Origin of the sequence: Myxococcus qinghaiensis (assembly GCF_024198215.1) — a bacterium.
GTDB classification, from domain to species: domain Bacteria; phylum Myxococcota; class Myxococcia; order Myxococcales; family Myxococcaceae; genus Myxococcus; species Myxococcus qinghaiensis.
Genome location: NZ_JAKCFA010000004.1, coordinates 521,541 through 537,247, shown reverse-complemented (window position 1 = coordinate 537,247; position 15,707 = coordinate 521,541). Strand labels below are relative to the sequence as shown.

The 15,707-nt window shown below is 67.8% G+C and carries 19 protein-coding genes; 18 read left to right on the top strand and 1 reads right to left on the bottom strand.

Annotated features, from left to right (window positions below; all coding sequences use genetic code 11):
* Window positions 1-312: 312 nt before the first annotated feature.
* From LZ199_RS09855 to LZ199_RS09790, 15 genes are read left to right on the top strand one after another with little or no spacing between them, the layout of a single operon-like run.
* Window positions 313-1,665, top strand: coding sequence for an XkdF-like putative serine protease domain-containing protein (locus LZ199_RS09855; RefSeq protein ID WP_253993374.1), 1,353 nt, complete (start codon window positions 313-315; stop codon window positions 1,663-1,665).
* Window positions 1,662-2,354 carry a hypothetical protein gene (locus LZ199_RS09850; RefSeq protein ID WP_253993373.1) on the top strand — a complete coding sequence of 231 codons (693 nt, stop codon included), beginning with the start codon at window positions 1,662-1,664 and terminating at the stop codon, window positions 2,352-2,354. The genes LZ199_RS09855 and LZ199_RS09850 overlap by 4 nt, the downstream gene beginning before the upstream one ends.
* Window positions 2,355-2,399: 45 nt before the next feature.
* The gene (locus LZ199_RS09845) at window positions 2,400-3,179 is read left to right on the top strand and encodes a phage major capsid protein (RefSeq protein ID WP_253993372.1); all 780 of its coding nucleotides are present in this window, start codon (window positions 2,400-2,402) and stop codon (window positions 3,177-3,179) included.
* Entirely contained in the window at window positions 3,113-3,340 is a 228-nt protein-coding gene (locus LZ199_RS09840; RefSeq protein ID WP_253993371.1) for a hypothetical protein, read from the top strand. The genes LZ199_RS09845 and LZ199_RS09840 overlap by 67 nt, the downstream gene beginning before the upstream one ends.
* Window positions 3,341-3,348: 8 nt before the next feature.
* Window positions 3,349-3,726, top strand: a complete 378-nt coding sequence (locus LZ199_RS09835; protein ID WP_253993370.1) for a hypothetical protein — start codon at window positions 3,349-3,351, stop codon at window positions 3,724-3,726.
* Between the two features lies 1 nt (window position 3,727).
* Window positions 3,728-4,366 carry a hypothetical protein gene (locus tag LZ199_RS09830; RefSeq protein WP_253993369.1) on the top strand — a complete coding sequence of 213 codons (639 nt, stop codon included), beginning with the start codon at window positions 3,728-3,730 and terminating at the stop codon, window positions 4,364-4,366.
* Window positions 4,366-4,890, top strand: coding sequence for a hypothetical protein (locus LZ199_RS09825; RefSeq protein ID WP_253993368.1), 525 nt, complete (start codon window positions 4,366-4,368; stop codon window positions 4,888-4,890). Before LZ199_RS09830 ends, LZ199_RS09825 begins: the two co-directional genes overlap by 1 nt.
* Complete coding sequence (locus LZ199_RS09820; protein WP_253993367.1) at window positions 4,887-5,180, top strand: hypothetical protein; 294 nt, start codon at window positions 4,887-4,889, stop codon at window positions 5,178-5,180. The genes LZ199_RS09825 and LZ199_RS09820 overlap by 4 nt, the downstream gene beginning before the upstream one ends.
* Window positions 5,177-5,821, top strand: coding sequence for a hypothetical protein (locus tag LZ199_RS09815; RefSeq protein ID WP_253993366.1), 645 nt, complete (start codon window positions 5,177-5,179; stop codon window positions 5,819-5,821). Before LZ199_RS09820 ends, LZ199_RS09815 begins: the two co-directional genes overlap by 4 nt.
* 7 nt (window positions 5,822-5,828) lie before the next feature.
* Window positions 5,829-6,434 carry a hypothetical protein gene (locus tag LZ199_RS09810; RefSeq protein ID WP_253993365.1) on the top strand — a complete coding sequence of 202 codons (606 nt, stop codon included), beginning with the start codon at window positions 5,829-5,831 and terminating at the stop codon, window positions 6,432-6,434.
* Window positions 6,434-7,336 (top strand): IPT/TIG domain-containing protein, encoded by a 903-nt coding sequence (locus LZ199_RS09805; protein ID WP_253993364.1) that lies wholly within the window; start codon window positions 6,434-6,436, stop codon window positions 7,334-7,336. Before LZ199_RS09810 ends, LZ199_RS09805 begins: the two co-directional genes overlap by 1 nt.
* Window positions 7,333-7,662, top strand: a complete 330-nt coding sequence (locus LZ199_RS09800) for a hypothetical protein (RefSeq protein WP_253993363.1) — start codon at window positions 7,333-7,335, stop codon at window positions 7,660-7,662. The genes LZ199_RS09805 and LZ199_RS09800 overlap by 4 nt, the downstream gene beginning before the upstream one ends.
* The gene (locus LZ199_RS46660; RefSeq protein ID WP_323389422.1) at window positions 7,659-9,194 is read left to right on the top strand and encodes a phage tail sheath protein; all 1,536 of its coding nucleotides are present in this window, start codon (window positions 7,659-7,661) and stop codon (window positions 9,192-9,194) included. The genes LZ199_RS09800 and LZ199_RS46660 overlap by 4 nt, the downstream gene beginning before the upstream one ends.
* Window positions 9,085-9,876, top strand: a complete 792-nt coding sequence (locus LZ199_RS09795; protein ID WP_323389420.1) for a phage tail sheath family protein — start codon at window positions 9,085-9,087, stop codon at window positions 9,874-9,876. The genes LZ199_RS46660 and LZ199_RS09795 overlap by 110 nt, the downstream gene beginning before the upstream one ends.
* Before the next feature lie 11 nt (window positions 9,877-9,887).
* On the top strand, window positions 9,888-10,349 hold the full coding sequence (locus tag LZ199_RS09790) for a phage tail protein (protein WP_174467987.1): 462 nt from the start codon (window positions 9,888-9,890) through the stop codon (window positions 10,347-10,349).
* Here LZ199_RS09790 and LZ199_RS09785 read toward each other — a convergent pair.
* Window positions 10,318-11,706 carry a hypothetical protein gene (locus LZ199_RS09785; RefSeq protein ID WP_253993361.1) on the bottom strand — a complete coding sequence of 463 codons (1,389 nt, stop codon included), beginning with the start codon at window positions 11,704-11,706 and terminating at the stop codon, window positions 10,318-10,320. The two genes, LZ199_RS09790 and LZ199_RS09785, sit on opposite strands and share 32 nt — an antisense overlap.
* A gap of 341 nt (window positions 11,707-12,047) precedes the next feature.
* On the opposite strand from LZ199_RS09785, the gene LZ199_RS09780 reads away from it, so the two are divergent.
* The 3 genes from LZ199_RS09780 to LZ199_RS09770 are packed head-to-tail and all read left to right on the top strand — an operon-like array spanning window position 12,048 to window position 15,697.
* Window positions 12,048-12,821 (top strand): hypothetical protein, encoded by a 774-nt coding sequence (locus LZ199_RS09780; protein WP_253993360.1) that lies wholly within the window; start codon window positions 12,048-12,050, stop codon window positions 12,819-12,821.
* Window positions 12,818-13,009, top strand: coding sequence for a hypothetical protein (locus tag LZ199_RS09775; protein ID WP_253993359.1), 192 nt, complete (start codon window positions 12,818-12,820; stop codon window positions 13,007-13,009). Before LZ199_RS09780 ends, LZ199_RS09775 begins: the two co-directional genes overlap by 4 nt.
* 3 nt (window positions 13,010-13,012) lie before the next feature.
* Window positions 13,013-15,697: a phage tail tape measure protein gene (locus LZ199_RS09770; protein ID WP_253993358.1), complete on the top strand. Its 2,685-nt coding sequence runs from the start codon at window positions 13,013-13,015 to the stop codon at window positions 15,695-15,697.
* Window positions 15,698-15,707: the final 10 nt, after the last annotated feature.

The following is a 15,707-nucleotide window of genomic DNA, read 5'->3' as shown; positions in this document are numbered from 1 at the left end:
CCCCGTGAGGGGGGCGAGTCGCTCACGGGTGTGAGCCAAGCACAGGTTACAAATTACCGGCAGTCGTCCTCGTCGGAATTCCATGTCCCCGAATTCGAGCCGCTGGCCTTTGCCTCTCCTGGAGGCGAAACGTCATGCAGGCTCACCAGGACTCCACACCCACTCCACCTCAGCCCTCAAAGGGCGATACCGCTCCTCAGGAGTTGACCTCCGCCGCCAAGGCCGCTGAGACGCCCGTCGTCTGGCCTCGCGACCTCAACCTCCCCACCTCGGGTGAACTGACGTGGGGCTTCGACCCGGAGGGCCTCTGCGATGGGTGACACCCTCGCAAAGGCCCTCGCTCGGGCCCGCCATGTCCTGGAGTCCCTCCAGGGCGAGCCGGTGGAGAAAACCATCTGGGGCAGCCCCGCGGGCAAGAAGCGCCTGGCGAAGCGCCTAGTGGCCATGCTGCCCGCGCACAAGACGTATGTGGAGCCCTTCGCCGGCAGCGCCGCCGTCCTCTTCGAAAAGGCCCCCTCGGACGTCGAGGCCATCAACGACGCGGACCCCGAAATCGCCGACGCGTACCGGCTCATCCAGAAGCTGACGCCAGCGGGCCTCGCCAAGCTGAAGAAGCTACCGTGGGTCGGCGACGAGAAGACCTTCAAGAGCCTCTTCGACTCCAAGCCGAAGGGGGAGGTGGAGCGCCTGCACCGCTTCCTCTACCTGACGCACTTCTCCTACGGGAAACTGCGCGGGCGCAGCGTCAGCCCCAACGGCATGGGCGTCGAGGCGAAGACGCTCGCCCGCATCGAGCAGCACGCCCCGCGCCTCAAGCGCGTGAAGGTGTACAGCGGCGACTACGAGCGGGTGGTCCGCAAGTACGACGGGAAGGACACCGTCCTCTTCTTGGACCCTCCGTACCCTGGCTACAACGTCGACGTCGGCGAGGGTGACTTCGACGAGGAGCGCTTCTACAACACCCTCAAGTCGCTCAAGGGTCGCTGGCTCATGACGTATGGCATCCGGGGGAAGTTGCCCGGGATGCTGAAGAGCTCCGGCTTCGTGGTGAAGCGCATCCGGACGCCTCGCACCATCGCCGCCATGCGCGGCGTGGGCGGCTCCTCCGTGCTGACGCAGTTGCTCGTCTCCAATTACGAACTCGCCGCGAAGGCGCTGGAGGGTGACGGCGACTTCGCCGTGGACGACTGGCAGCCGGAGGATGCGCCCGGCATCGCCCCCTTCGTCACCACGACGTCACTCCTCAAAGGCGTCGCGCCCGATGACGAGCGGTACGTCCTGGGTGTTGTCCTGGAGCCGGAGACGGTGGACGCGCAGGGCGACATCTACTCCGCCGCGGAGATTCGCCAAGCCGCGCACCGCTTTCTCGAGGAGTTTGGCGGCCTGGGCCTCATGCACCAGATGCGCGTCAACGGCCACGTCAAGGTTCTGGAGAGCTACCTAGCCCCCGTCGACTTCAACCTGGGAGAGGTGCAGGTGCGCAAGGGCACGTGGCTCTTCGCCGTGCGCGTCCTCTCCGACGAACTCTGGGGCCGGGTGAAGGACGGACAGCTGACGGGCTTCTCTATTGGGGGCACCGCGCGCCGCCTCCCGGAGGCCTCACCGGCCACCGAGACGCCCCCTTCCGAAACCCCTGCCGCTGAGCCCCAGCCGGAGGCCGCATGACGAGCACCAGCCAAGGCCCCGCCTCCGTCCACCGCCTCGTCGACATGGTGGTGGAGGAGGTGTCCCTCGTGGACAGGGCCGCCAACAAGCACCGCTTCCTCCTCGTGAAGAGAGACGACATGCACGACGCCCCCCAGGACACCGCGCACGCTGAGGCCGCCAGCAGCACCGCCTCGGACACCTCCAAGGCCGAGGACGCCCTCCTCACCGCTGCCCAACAGGCCCTCGAAGCAGTGACAGCACTCGTCGAGGCGCTGACCTCCACCGACGGCATAGACGGTGTGCGCGTGGTGGAGGTGGCCCAGCACCTGCGCGCGCTCGCCGACGCCCTGGAAGAGGACGAAGACGACTCCGAGGACGAGGAGGATGTCGAGGCGCGCGCCAAGGCCGCCAACCCCGCGCCGGCTCCTCAGCCGGCTCCGCCCGCGCCCGCGCCGAGCCCCGACGCCTCCGGCGTCATGGAAGGCCTGACGAAGCTCACCGACGCCGTCCGCGCACTGGAGGGCTCCGTGAAGGAGCAGCACCAGCGACTGGGACGCGTGGAGAAGCAGCACGGCCTGCCCAACAGCAGCACCCCCGCGGAGCGCCCGCCCAAGCCCCCCGTCGAGGACGTCGGCTGGCCCCTCGATCTCAACAAGCCCCTCAACCGGGAGAGCGTCGACAAGGCCCTCTCCTTCCACGACGTCTGACGTCCCACCCGCCCCCAGAAAGCCTCAACGCCGAAGGAAGCCCTCATGAGTCGTATCGATAACCGTGCCCTCTTGGAGAAGGCCGACCTGGCCCTCGCCGACCTCACGGCGGGCGGCGGCATTCTCCAGCCCGCGCAGGCGCAGAAGTTCATGCGCCTGCTCATCAAGCAGTCCGTCCTGTTGCAGCAGTGCACCGTCGTCCCCATGGCTGCCCCCAAGCAGCAGTTCTCCAAGCTGAAGTTCGGCAGCCGGATTCTGCGCCCCGGCCAGGAGGCCACCGCCGTCCCCGCTGCGCAGCGTGTGAAGCCCGACCTCTCCCAGGTGGAGCTCGACGCCAAGCTCTTCAAGGGCGAAGTCAGGCTCAGCGACGAAGTGCTCGAAGACAGCATCGAGCGCGGCGAGCTGCGCCAGACGCTCATGGAGATGCTCGCGGACGCCATCTCCAGGGACATGGAGGAGATTCTCGTCAACGGGGACACGGCCTCGGCGGACCCTTTCCTCGCCACGATGGATGGCGTGCTGAAGCAGGCCACCAGCAACGTCGTCGACGCGGCCGGCGCGCCCATCAGCAAAGACGTCCTGGGAGACTTGCTCAAGTCGCTGCCCTCGGAGCACCTGCGCGACAAGGGCAGCATGGGGTTCCTCTTACCAGCGTCGACGCGGACCTGGACTTCCGCAGCACGCTGGCGGAGAGGGCCACGGCTGTCGGCGACAAGTTCCTCGAGGGCGATGCGCCGGTCCTCTACTCGGGCGTCCCGGTGCGGCCGATTCCTCTCTGGCCGGAGAATCTCGGTGCGACGAATGACCGCACGGCCATCCTGCTGACCAATCCCAAGAACATCCACATCGGCATCTGGCGGCAGATTCGCATCGAGTCGGCGCGCGACATCTCCGAGGGCACGCTGAAGGTGGTGGCCACGCTGCGCTTCGACGCGAAATTCGCCGAGGAGTCCGGCACGGCCAAGGCCATCAACGTGCAGTTGTGAGGCTCACCATGGACAACACCTATCTCGTCCGACTCAAGGCCTACGACGCGCGCCGGGGCCACGTGCTGCGGCGCTACACGTATGCCGGAATCAAATTCCAGGAGGAACGCGGGTGGTATCGAGTAGAGAAGCCAGTGGCGGACTACCTGCGCACCGTCCACCAACTGACCGGCGACACCTACTCGCCGCTCGCCTTCGACGTATGCACGGAGGCCGAGGCGAAGTCCCTCGACGCCACCGAGGCCGACGAGGCCCGCGTGAAGCGCAGCGCCAGCGACGAGCTGAAGCTGAGTGCGGCGCGGCCCGCCGGCACGCTGACGACGGAGGACCTGCCGAAGGCCAGCGAGGAGAAGGACACGCGCCGCGGCAAGCGGGAAAAGGACTGACGTGTACGCCACGGTGGCCGACATGCGCGCCGAGGGCGTCACACCGGCCATGGCGGGTGACACCCGCCTGGCCGTCCTCCTGGAAGAGGCCACCCGCACCATCGACAAGGTGACGGGGTGGCACTTCGAGCTGCGCTCGGCGACATTGCACCTCGACGGGCGCGGCACTCCGTCCCTCTGGCTGCCGGCGCCGCCCATTCGCCTCTACCGCCTGGCGCTCCACGGGGAGGATGTGTCCTTCTCCAGGGAGCACCTGGTGGTGGTGGGTGCCCCGGTGGGCCCAGGCTTCGATGGGCCACGCCTCACCTTCCGCCATGGCCGTGTCTTCCCGCGCGGCGAGGGCAACGTCACGGTGGGCGCGCGCTGGGGCTACACCGAGGCGGACGAAACGCCGGAGGGGCGCACGCCGCTCGCCATCCGCCGCGCCTGCATGCTCCTCGTCCTGCGCAGCCTCTCGCCGCTGGCGGACGAAGCCTCATTGGAGGAGCGCACGCGCTGGCGAGTGGTCGAAGAGAGGACGCGCGAGCAGAGCTACCGACTCGACAGTGTCCGCCCCGCTGCGCGGCTTCTCACGGGAGAGCCGGAGGTGGACGCCCTCCTCGCCCCCTACGTGAAGTCCTCGCTGCCCGGAGCCGCCTGATGAGGGGCAGGCTTGTCTACCCGTTCTTGGCGGAGCTGCACCGCTTGGACACCGCCGCCATGACGGGGCCCGGCCCAGGGCCCCATGCCAGCGGGTACGACGCGGACTTTCGCGAGCCGGTGCTGGTGGACGCGGACGACGACGGCTTGGCCGAAGCCTTCCGTCGCGAATTTCCGCCCGTGCGTGTCCCCTGCCAGGTGGAGCCGGATGCCTTTGAGTCATTGCGCATGACTCCTTCCGGCAACAGCCCCAGGACGAGCTTCGAACTCGTCTTCCACTTCCGCGACTTGGAGCGCCTCGGCCTCGTCGACGCGGCCACGGGCGACGCCCTCATCCGCCCCAGCGACAGGCTGGGGGCCCTCTACGACGTCACGGGCGCACTCGTGCAGGCCGTGAGGACGCCTCCCGGGCTGTACGTCACGGAGGCGCGCCCCACGGGCTTCGGACTTCACCGCCGGAGGCCTCGCAGAAACCTCCTTCTCGTCACCTTCAACGACAGGCCCCAAGCCCGAGGACTCGCATGAAAGCACTGCTACTCACCTCTCTTCTCGCCACCGCCCTACTCACCCGCTGCCGCGCGCCGGACGGGTGCGCGCCGGTGCCCACGCGCTGCGCCGGCAATGTCGCCGAAATCTGCAACGGCGACGGCAACTGGCAGGTGCTCGCCGACTGCGACGCCGTCAGCGAGCACAGCAACGCCGCCTTCACCTGCGCCTACGTCAACGAGGAGGGCGTCGCCGGCCACACGTGCCTGCCCACCACTGTGGACGCCGGCACCGTCGACGCGGGTGTCACTGAAGGAGGTGCCCTGTGAAGGGCTACCTCCAGTCTCTTCCGGGCGTGGGCACCCTATTTCAGCGCGGCGAGATTCAACCAGCCGAGGTGTGGGCCTTCTACCAGCACATGCAGTCGCGCCTGCGCACCAAGACGGCGCGCAAGTCGGACTCCCTTGAAATGCAGTTGGCGGCCGAGGCGCTGCAGCGCATGGGCATCCTCGACAGGCAGCGCTTCCTGGAGAAGTACGCCACCACCGTGGGCCGCACCCTCTACCTGCCCTTCGAGGTGAGCGTGCCGAAGGGGGGCTGGGATTTGTGGGCCCAGGTGGTGGTGTGCGTCCACGAGCACCAGCACGTCGTCCAGCACGACGAGGAGGGCCCCAGCTACGAGCTGGCCTACCTCACCAGCGCCGCAGCGCGCGCCCGCTACGAGGCCGAGGCGTACACCTGCAACCTGGAGCTGCACTACTGGCGCTACGGCAGCCTGCCCGCCGTGCGCCCCATCGCCGAGGGCCTCAAGCACTACGGCTGCCGGCCGGAGGACGTGGAAGTCGCCGCCCACACCCTGGCCCTCACCTCGGTGTCCGTCCGCCACGGCGCGGTGGTGAGTGAGGCCACGAACGTGGCCCTGGAGTGGCTCAACTCGCACGTCCCCCACCTGCGGGCCAAGCAGGGCTGAGGCGTCCATGGCCGTCTCGCGCACCGGGGACTGGGAACGTGCCCGCCAACTGCTGGCGGCGGGCTCGTCACGCCTTGAGGGTGCGCTCCAGACGGCGCTGCGCCAGGAGGCGCACGCCCTGCGCAAGGAGGTGGTGCAGGGCCTCACCCAGCAGGCGCCGGGTGGAGAGCCGCTCCGCCCGCCTTCGCCCCTCACGCTCGCGGCGCGCCAGCTCGCCCGATTCAACGGGACGAAGTCCCTCCTCGTCTCGGGCGCGCTACGCAACTCAATCAGTGTCGTCGTGGAGGGCGACGAGGCCTTCATCGGCGTGTCGCGCACCGCGAAGAGCCCGGACGGCGAGTCCCTCGTCGACGTGGCGCATCTGCAGGAGTACGGAGGCCCGCCCGTCGTCATCCCCATGACGCCGCGAATGCGGCGCTTCCTCTTCGCGCTGCTGCGCCGGGCCGGCCTGGCCGGCGAGTCGCGTAACAGCGGCAGGGGGCGCGGCGTCATTGTGACGCAGACGCCAGCGCGCCCCTTCCTGCGGCCAGCCTTCGCACGGTTTCGCCAGGGCGCCAGCCGCCGCTTCCTCGCGCGCGTCGCGAAAGAGCTGGGCCTCGGAGGGCCCGGGTAATGGCCCTCCCCACCCTCACCTCCGTGACGCCCTCCTCGGGGCCCACCAGCGGCGGAGACATTCTCCGCCTCGCCGGCACTGGCTTCGCCGCGCGGGTGGCCGTGCGCCTGGGAGGAGTGCCCGCCGAAGTACTGTCGCTTCGTGTGGAGGTGGGCACTCACTTCGCGGACGTGAGGACGCCGGCCCACGCGGTGGGCACCGTCGACGTCGAGGTGTTCAACCTCTCCGCGGAGGGCAGCCCCATCCCAGGCGAGGCCGCTGTCCTTGCAGGCGCGTACCGCTACCTGCGCCCTCGTGTTGCGAAGGAAGCGGACCTCACCCGCCTCGTGCGCACCTTGCTGCGCGAGCTGAAGCGCCAGGTGGTGGCCAACGTCAGCGCCAGCGTCTCCGTCGACTACGACGACTCGGTGGCCGACGGACTCAACGTCATCGCCATGGCCGCGCTGCCCTCCGTGGTGCTGTCAGGCCCCACGATGCGCGAGAGTCGTCGCTACTCCACCAACGTCTTGCACGAGGACGTCGTGCAGGGTCCCTCCGGCGCGGAGCTGGTGCGCAGGCGCCCCGCGTACACGGTGGACTTGGCCTTCACCCTCACGGTGGCCTCCGAGCGCACCGCCGAGCTCTTCAACCTCATGGCCGCTGTGGCCACCTTCCTGAACCGTAACCGCTGGCTGGCCATGCCGAGGGACGCCGAGGACGCCTCGCGCGGCACCGTCCGCTGGGAAATGGACGCGGACGGCGAGGTGCGCACGCAGCTCGGCAGCCGCGACGACGTGCGCGCCTTCACCTGGGGCTTGGTGGTGCGCGGCTTCGACGTGGACTCGGGCCTGCCCCTCGACCTCGGCAAGGCCGTCGCCGGGACGCACCTCGAAACGGACTCTCTCTCTGGAGGCACCTCATGAGTGTCACCCTCACCAACGCCCTGGGCAGGCTCGTCACCTTCCTCCTGCCCCATGAGTCGTACTGCGTCGCGCGCGGCGAGTGCGCCTGCGGCGTGCAGCCAGGCCGTGGCGGCCGACGCCTGCCCTCCTCCCTCACCCTGGCCACGGGTGTGTCGCTGGAGGACGTGCCCGAAGCCGCTCTCTGCGTGCCCGCGGTGGCTGCTTCCATTCGCCGCGGCGAAGTCGCCCTGAAGCGGCAAGCCCCCACGGCCCCGTCGTCGTCGCCACCCTCTGCCGCGCCGGAGGTGTCGGCGCGCGCGTCCCGCAAGAAGCGAGGTGCCTCATGAGTCGTGAGTTGCTGTCATCGAAAATCGTGGTTGAGGAGGAGGAGCCGCGCGTCCGTGGCATTCCCTCCGCGCCCACCTCCGTGGCCGGCGCCGTGGGCCTGGCGGAGCGCGGCCCCATCGGACAGGCGGTGCTGTGCACCTCCTTCGAGGAGTACCAGGCCACCTTTGGCGGCTTCACGCCGGACGCCGACCTGCCCCTCGCCGCCATGGGCTTCTTCGAGAACGGAGGGACTCACCTCTGGGCGGTCCGCACCGCCCACTATGAGGACGTCTCCGATTCCGAGTCGCACACGGCCGCGCCTGCTGCGGCGGCCCTCACCACGGGCGGTGGGCCCACGCCCGCCGTCGTACGCGGCACCTTGCGTCCCCCCTTCACCCTGGCCAACGGCCAGCGCCTGGAGGTGTCCGCCAACGGCGCCGAGGCGGTGGACGTCGTCTTCTCCGGCACCGCGGCTTCCGTCTCCGCGGGCCGCCCCGGCTCCTACACCCTCACCGCCGGGCAGTCGCTCCGGGTGCGCGTCGACGACGGCCGGGACGTCTTCATCCCCTTCAGCGAGGAGGACTTCGGCGACATCACCCAGGCCACAGCCCAGGAGGTGGCCGCCGTCCTCAACGCGGGACTCATCGGCGGACGCGCCACTGTGGAGGAGGGTGTTCTGAGAATCGCCAGCGACACCCAGGGCGCCTCCAGCCGCCTGGAAGTGGGCGACGCGGTGGCCAACACCGTCTTCGGCTTCGCGGGCGGCCCGCAGGTGGGGAGCGGCAACGTCCAGAAACTGCGCGCCGTCGAACTGGCGGAAGTCCGCGCCCTCGTGGAAGCGGCGGTGGCGGGCGTCCGTGTGGCCCCCTCCTCCCTGGGAGCCCTGCAGTTGCTCACCCAGTCCTCGGGGCCTGGCGCCTCCTTGCGCGTGCAGGGAGACGCGGGCTCCGGCCTCGGACTCGACGCGCTCCTGCACATGGGCGACGCCTCCGGCGCCACCGACGTCCTCCACCTGGAGGCGAAGGACGCGGGCGCCTACGCCAACCGCCTCGAGGTGGAGGTGCGGCCCCCGACGAATGGCGCTCCCGAAACCTTCGACGTCCTCGTCCTTGAGGACGGCGCCTACCGCGAGTCCTTCCCCAACCTCTCCTCGGCCCGGGGCGACGCACGCTACGTCGAGCGCGTCCTCAATGACGAGCGCACCGGCTCCACCTACGTCCGGGCCTTCATGGTGCAACCGGACGCGATTCCGGACGTGCAGACGGTGACGCTCGCGGGCGGTGCTGACGGCCTCGTCGGCCTGGACGACACGGACTTCATCGGCTCCGAGGCCGGCCGGAGCGGCCTTTTACGCGCTCGACGAAGTGCAGGACCTCTCCCTCCTTCTGGTGCCCGGGCGCGCCACGCCCGCCGTCCACAACGCCATGGTGCGCTACTGCGAGATGGCGCGCGACGGCTTCGTCTTCGCCGTCCTCGACTCGCCCGCGAGCTACAGCGCCACAGACATCGTCTCCTACGTCTCGCAGGAGGCCGCCCTCGAAGGGCTCTCTGAGCACGCGGCCCTCTACTGGCCCCGCGTCAAGGTGCTCAACCCCGCGCGCGGCGTCTTCGGCAACCTCGAGCAGCTCGTCGTCCCGCCCTCCGGCATCATCGCCGGCGTCTTCGCGCGCAACGACGGCGCGCGCCCCGGTGGTGTGTATGAGGCTCCCGCAGGCATCGAGGCCGGGCGCATGTTCGGCGTCCTGGGCTTCGAGTCCAAGGAGTGCCTTGACGAGAAGAAGCGGGACATCGTCTACCCCCGCCGCATCAATCCGCTCACCACCGGGCCCGGCCTGCCGCGCTTCATCGACGGCAGCCGCACGCTGAAGGCCAGCGGGAACTTCCCCTACGTCGCCGAGCGGCGCGGGGTGTCCTTCATCGAGCGCAGCCTCAAGTCGGGGCTGCAATTCGCCCGGCACCGCAACAACACCGAGGGGCTGCGCGCCCAGGTGCGGCGCTCCATCGCCACCTTCCTCCTCGCGCAAATGCGAAACGGCGCCTTCCGCAGCCAGGAGCCCGCCAAGGCATTCTTCGTCGACGTCTCGGACGCCCTCAACCCACCGTCCGTCGTCTTCGCCGGCAAGCTGGTGGCGCGCATCGGGCTCGCCACCAACAAGCCCGCCGAATTCATTGTGCTTCGCATCGCCCAGGACACCCGCACCCTCGAAGCCGCGCTGGCTTCGGCGGGCGCGTGAGGAGCCTCTCCATGGCCATCATTGGACAGCCACGTAGCTTCCATAAGCGTTTCAAGTTCCTCGTCGAGATTGACGACGTCGGGCACGCCGGCTTTCAAAAGTGCTCCGAGCTGTCCGTCGAGGTCGCCAACGTCCAGTACTTCGAGGGCGGCAGCCTCATCCCCAACAAGAGTCCGGGGCGCCTCACCTTCAGCGACGTCACCCTCGAGCGCGGCGCCACGCAGGACCACGAGCTCTTCGACTGGTTCCTCTCTGTCGTGGACACCTCCAGCGGCCTGGGCCTGCCGGACATCGGCTACAAGCGCAACCTGGACGTCGTCCAGCAGGATAGGGACGGCACCACGCTGCGCCGGTGGAGTCTCTCCCGCGCGTGGCCCGTGAAGTTCATCGCCGGTGAGTGGGACAACGAGTCAGACGAGAACGTCATCGAGTCGGTTACTCTCACGTATGATTTCTTCGAGCTCGCTGAGTGACCTGCCGATACTCAAAGTCAGAGGACTCAATGGGACTACTTCCCCAATCGATCAGAGCCCCATCGAACTCGAGGTAAGTCAAGAGAAGCTGATTCACTGCCGTGTAAATCCGCATCTCCACTTCATGCACTTGCCTCCACGCCTCACGATTCTCTCGGAAATACTCCGGCCTCAAAATCCTCCCCTGGTGGAGCAGCTTGTTTCGACTCTCAATCGCCCATCGGTCCTCCCTAGACAACTCAATACCCAATGCACGAAACGGAAGTGTCAGCTTGGCCGCATTGGTAGGACTATTGAGTCCCCGAAGCCTCGCAACGATCACATCTCTTTGCTCTTTCGACCACCCATCATCGTACTCCGTAATCAGTGCCTCCATCGCCCGGGAGAGTTTTCCCCAAGCGTCTACAGGCAAGAGCTTTGGATATTCACAAAGCCCCTTCCTCATGAGGACATCGGTCAAGCTCTCCAGGGCCACCGACAAGAGCGCACCTCGCATTTCCATTGGCGCTCCAGAAAACCACAGCAAGTACGAAATGGGCGTCTCAAGCGGCGGTTCTATAAGAAATCGCTCCACAACCCTTGACAACACCTCTTCCTCGAGGGGCTCTCTGTCGTCAGCAAAGCCGAGTTTGAGGCGCGCTTGCCCCCATCCAAGCCAGTCTGATGGAATAGGGTGGAAAATATTCCCAATTCTATCCTGCCCCTTGAACCAGTCCGCCCGAATCAGCTCTCCGTCTGCCCCCAACTGAAGGGCGCAGCTGTCGCCAGAGAGCCACTCTCCAATCAAATAAGACAACACTTGGCGCACACGAAATACGAGGGCAATAAACTCATCCCCGCCCATGCCCACATCGCGGGTCTCCAGGACAAGGCACTTCCCCTCATCCAGCGCCACAACATCAAGCGAAATCCCAGAAACCCTCAGTGAGAGCCGTGCTCTCGCACGAAATCCCCTGCGCGAATCTACGATGCCAGATGGGAAGCACACCCGCTTCGCCAACTCCCTTGTTTTGACGTAAACACGAAAAACCTTGGGTTCGACACCCTCTTTTTCCGCCACAGATAATGTCACGGAGACAGCCACACCGGAAACGCCCTGACCACTCGTATTCCTAGTCGCCTGAGGCTGATGCAGCACCAAAGCCCCAAGCCGAGTGCGCAGCGCAAGACTCTCCGCTCGAAGTTCCTCGAGCAAAGAGAAGTCGAGCCGACCATCATGCGTGGCAGACCATCGGCAGTCGGTCGTCACCGAGACCTTGGCGCCTTCAATCCAGCCGCTTTGACCCCATGCCTCCAAATTCACCAACTCGGGGACATCGGCAAGCACCTTCCGCACATCTATTTCTCGCATCTCCATGTATCCCGCCTCCCCTAAGCGACATCAAACACGCATCACCACGTTAACCGTACCTTCCCACCTCGTTTATCGTGACCGATGCCGGCTTCAAGTGCCAAGCATACCAGGAGCATCATATTCCGTTGCCCACGACCAACTCTCAAATGAGAAGGCGCAAAGCCGCGGCTCTCCCTGCCTCATCCGATCTAAAATGACTGAATTCGGGCCACTACTGAGTACTTCGCGACGGAGGACATAGTCTCGAGGTGGTCGTGGCTCATGACGCACTCAAGCGCTGAGCGACAGAAACACCATGTCCCCGATTTGCCGTCCGAAGCCTTTGTCCTTCCCGGAGGAAGGACATGGCGAACATCATCTCATGCCCCTCGGGGCTGACGGGCCGCATCCGCGGCATGAAGGTCCGGGAAGAGCGCGTCCTCGCGGACAGGAAGCTGGCGAAGAGCGGCGGCCAGGTGGACGAGTTGCTCTCCGCGTGCTGGGAAGAGCTGATGGAGGCGGGCCCCTACGCCTTCGCCGCTGGGAAGGTGGATTGGGGCCAGGTGCTGCAGGGAGACCGCTTCTTCGCCCTCCTTCAAGTGCGCGTCCACACCTACGGCCCCGAGTACGTCTTCGCCGTCCCCTGCCAGAATGCCGCCTGCCGCGCCCGCATCGACTGGGAGCTGGATTTGACGCAGCTTCCGGTGCGCGTCCTCTCCGACGCCAGCCGCGCGGCCTTCATGGCCGGCAACCGCTTCGAGACGAGCCTGCCCGACGCCGGCAAGCGCGTGCGCTTCAAGCTTCTGACGGGTGAGGATGAGCGGCGGCTGCCGCAGCTCCAGCGCGCGGCGCCGGAGAAGCTGTTGTCCTCCGTCCTCGCCTACCGGGTACTGGACGTTGACGGCGTGGACGCGCGCGACAAGCGGCGCTTCCTCGAGGACTTGAGCCTGCGTGACGCGGACTTCCTCGTCGACGAGTTTGACGCCGTCGACTGCGGCGTGGACACCACCCTCGAAGTCGAGTGCCCCGAGTGCCTCATGCGCCAGGAGGTGGAGCTCCCTTTCGACCGGGGCTTCTTCCTTCCGGGGAAGCAGCGGACGACGAGGCGCCGGGAGCGCTCCACCTCTTCCCCAGCGTGACGCTGGAGACGTGGCGCGAGGGCCTCTTCCAGTTGTGCTGGCACCAGCACGGCGGCAGCGGCCTCGCAGCTCCCCTCGGTGACGCATTGGAGCTGCCCACTTCGGACAGGGACTGGCTCGTCGAGCGAATGGGCCAGCAGCGCGCCCACGAGGCGAAGGCGTTGGAGAAGGCCGCGAAGCGGAGGTAGCGCGTGCTCAACAACCTCGGCCTGGGCTTCGTCTTCACAGCACGGGACCTGGCCTCTGGCACCTTTCAGGGAGTGGAGCGCAACTTCATGAGCCTGGACAGGCGCGTGGGGTTGGGCACCGCACGCATTGAAGGGGCCTTCCAGCGGCTCGGCGTCGCCATGGCCCTCTTCACGGCCGGCGCCGTCACCATCGGCGCTTCGCTGTCCCTGGCCAACGCCGCTGGCCAATTCGAGCAGGCCGTAGCGGGCGTGGCCGCCGTCTCCGGTGCCTCGGCCGAGGTGCTTGGGCATCTGCGTGACGCGGCCATCAAGGCGAGCCTCGCCACGCAGTTCACCCCCACCGAGTCCGTGCTGGGCCTGCGCGAGCTCACCCAGGCCGGCTTCAACGCCGGCGAGGCCATGAAGCTGCTGCTGCCCGTACTCGACTTGGCCGGCGGCTCCCTCGGGGAGTTGTCTCCCCAGGCCGCCGCGGGCTTGGCCTCCCAGGCGATGAAGGCCTTCGGTATCTCCGTGGACGGCGCCGCCCTCTCCGTGGACCAGATGCTCCAGGCCGTCAACGTCTTCGCCCTCAGCGCGAATGAGTTGCCTCTGGCTCTCGGAACCGCCGCGCGCGGTGCGCAGGCCCTCAACCAATCCCTGCCCGAGACGCTCATCGCCCTCGGCCTCGTGAAGAATGTCGTCCCCGGCGTGGAGCGTGCTTCCACGGCGGTGGCCGTCGCGATGGAGCGCATGGCCGACCCGCAGGTGCAGAAGCACCTGCGCAGCTTGGGCGTTGCTGTCACCGACTCCAGCGGCAACTTCCTCAGCTTCCTCGGCATCCTCGACAAGCTGGCCCCCGCCCTCAGCCGCATGACGGAGGCGCAGCGCAGCGCCTTCCTGCTGAAGGCGTTCGGGCGCGAAGCGTTGGGCGGCGTGAATGCCATCCTCACACAGTTCACCAACGGCATCCGCAAGGACACCGGCGAAGTCGTCCGTGGCGCCGCGGCCCTCAAGTACCTGCGCGATGAGTTCGAGAATGCGGGCGGCACAGCCACGAAGTTCCGCGAACAGATGCTCGACACCTTCCAAGGCCAGCAGACGCTGCTGGCCGGCAACATGGAGACGCTGGCCATCGTCCTCGGGGAGCCCTTCTCCCAAGTCTTGAAGCCCCTCGTCACCCTCGTCGCCAGCGCGGTGCAGCAGGTGCTGGGTGTCTTCCAGGCGTTGCCCGCCCCGGTGAAGCGCGCCTTCGCAGCCTTCGCGCTCGGAGCTGGCGGCATCATCGCCCTTGTCGGCGCCGTCATCGCCGCGAAGGTGGGCCTGGCGCTGCTGGTGGTGGGCCTCAAGGTGCTGGGCCTCACGCTGGGCGGCCTCCTGGCCACGGTGCTTCCAGCCGTGGCCGCTGTCGTCCTCCTGGGCGTCGCCGTGGCCGGCCTCGCCTACGCCTTCCGTCACAACCTCGGTGGGCTGGGCGACGTCGCGCGGCGTGTGCAGGAGCAGGTGACGCTCGCCTTCCGCGGCCTCGTTCAGCTCTTCGAGGACGGCGGCTTCTCCGGCGCCGTGAGGGAGGAGCTGAGCCGCGCTGAGAATGCCGGGCTGAAGGACTTCCTCATCAACGTCTACCTGTGGGGCCATCGCATCCACAGCTTCTTCTCGGGCCTCGCCGACGGCTTCTCCTCCGGACTCGAAGCCGCGCGCCCCACCCTCGAGTCCTTCCAGGCGACGCTAGGGCGGGTGGGCGAGGCGCTGGGCTTCCTCTCCGAGAGGGACGACACGGCCACAGCAGCGGCGAAGTTCGCGGCCTTCGGCGACGCGGGGGCCACGGTGGGCCGCGCCCTCGCCCGCGTCTTCGACTTCGTTGTCATGGGCATGACGGCCGGTGCAGAGGTGGCGGAAGGCCTGGCGGGGCAATGGCACTACATGAAGGCCGGCGTCGACGTCCTCCTGGGCAGCCTGGCGCACCTGGGCCGGGTCCTCGGCGGGGCACTCTCGGGCCTCTTTGGCACCACCTCCGCTGTGCAGCAGGGCAGCAGTGGGTGGACGCTCATGGGGGAAGCCATTGGGTTTGCCATCGGCAACATCACCACCGTCGTGGGCGTGTTGGTGTCCGCCGTCTCCCTCGTGGTGTCGGTGGTGGGGGGCATCCTCAACGCGGCCCTGGCGGCCTTCTCCGGCATCGTCGACGTCTTCTGGGGCGTGGTGTTGACGCTGAGCGGAGCCCTCACCGGCAACTGGGCCGAGGCGTGGACGGGCTTGAAGCTCATCGTCTTCGGGGTGGTGGACGCCATCTCCGGCGTCCTCTTGGAGTTGGTGAGCGCCATCCTCGGCGTCGTGGACGCCGTGGCGAGCCTCTTCGGCAAGGACACCGGCCTCCAGCAGGCGCTGCGGACGGCCCGGCTTACCCTCCACCGGGACTTGTCCGTCGCCTTCGGCCTCGAGGACTCCCTCGGCTCGGCCCCGGCGCCCGTCGCCTCCACGGCCTCCACCTCGCCGGTGGACTGGCCCTTGGAGTCCTCGTCCATGCCGGCGGTGGCGGCCCTCCAGGCCTCGCTGCCCCAACCCGAGGTGCTCTCTTCGCAGCCGGACGCGCCTCCCGCCGCGCCCGTCCTCGTCAGCGTGCAGGTGGACGGAGAGGTGCTTGCCCAGGCCACGGCGCGCGCCGAGAGGGACGCCGCCTCCCGCAGCTTCTCCCCCATGGCGTCTTACTGAAAGGCAGGCC

What these genes read in the sequence shown, in the direction of transcription:
- LZ199_RS09855 (WP_253993374.1), top strand. Translation starts at nt 313, where the DNA reads ATGGGTGACACCCTCGCAAAGGCCCTCGCTCGGGCCCGCCATGTCCTG.
- LZ199_RS09805 (WP_253993364.1), top strand. Translation starts at nt 6,434, where the DNA reads ATGGCCCTCCCCACCCTCACCTCCGTGACGCCCTCCTCGGGGCCCACC.
- LZ199_RS09845 (WP_253993372.1), top strand. Translation starts at nt 2,400, where the DNA reads ATGAGTCGTATCGATAACCGTGCCCTCTTGGAGAAGGCCGACCTGGCC.
- LZ199_RS09800 (WP_253993363.1), top strand. Translation starts at nt 7,333, where the DNA reads ATGAGTGTCACCCTCACCAACGCCCTGGGCAGGCTCGTCACCTTCCTC.
- LZ199_RS09795 (WP_323389420.1), top strand. Translation starts at nt 9,085, where the DNA reads ATGGCGCGCGACGGCTTCGTCTTCGCCGTCCTCGACTCGCCCGCGAGC.
- LZ199_RS46660 (WP_323389422.1), top strand. Translation starts at nt 7,659, where the DNA reads ATGAGTCGTGAGTTGCTGTCATCGAAAATCGTGGTTGAGGAGGAGGAG.
- LZ199_RS09810 (WP_253993365.1), top strand. Translation starts at nt 5,829, where the DNA reads ATGGCCGTCTCGCGCACCGGGGACTGGGAACGTGCCCGCCAACTGCTG.
- LZ199_RS09785 (WP_253993361.1), bottom strand. Translation starts at nt 11,706, where the DNA reads ATGGAGATGCGAGAAATAGATGTGCGGAAGGTGCTTGCCGATGTCCCC.
- LZ199_RS09835 (WP_253993370.1), top strand. Translation starts at nt 3,349, where the DNA reads ATGGACAACACCTATCTCGTCCGACTCAAGGCCTACGACGCGCGCCGG.
- LZ199_RS09780 (WP_253993360.1), top strand. Translation starts at nt 12,048, where the DNA reads ATGGCGAACATCATCTCATGCCCCTCGGGGCTGACGGGCCGCATCCGC.
- LZ199_RS09790 (WP_174467987.1), top strand. Translation starts at nt 9,888, where the DNA reads ATGGCCATCATTGGACAGCCACGTAGCTTCCATAAGCGTTTCAAGTTC.
- LZ199_RS09825 (WP_253993368.1), top strand. Translation starts at nt 4,366, where the DNA reads ATGAGGGGCAGGCTTGTCTACCCGTTCTTGGCGGAGCTGCACCGCTTG.
- LZ199_RS09820 (WP_253993367.1), top strand. Translation starts at nt 4,887, where the DNA reads ATGAAAGCACTGCTACTCACCTCTCTTCTCGCCACCGCCCTACTCACC.
- LZ199_RS09850 (WP_253993373.1), top strand. Translation starts at nt 1,662, where the DNA reads ATGACGAGCACCAGCCAAGGCCCCGCCTCCGTCCACCGCCTCGTCGAC.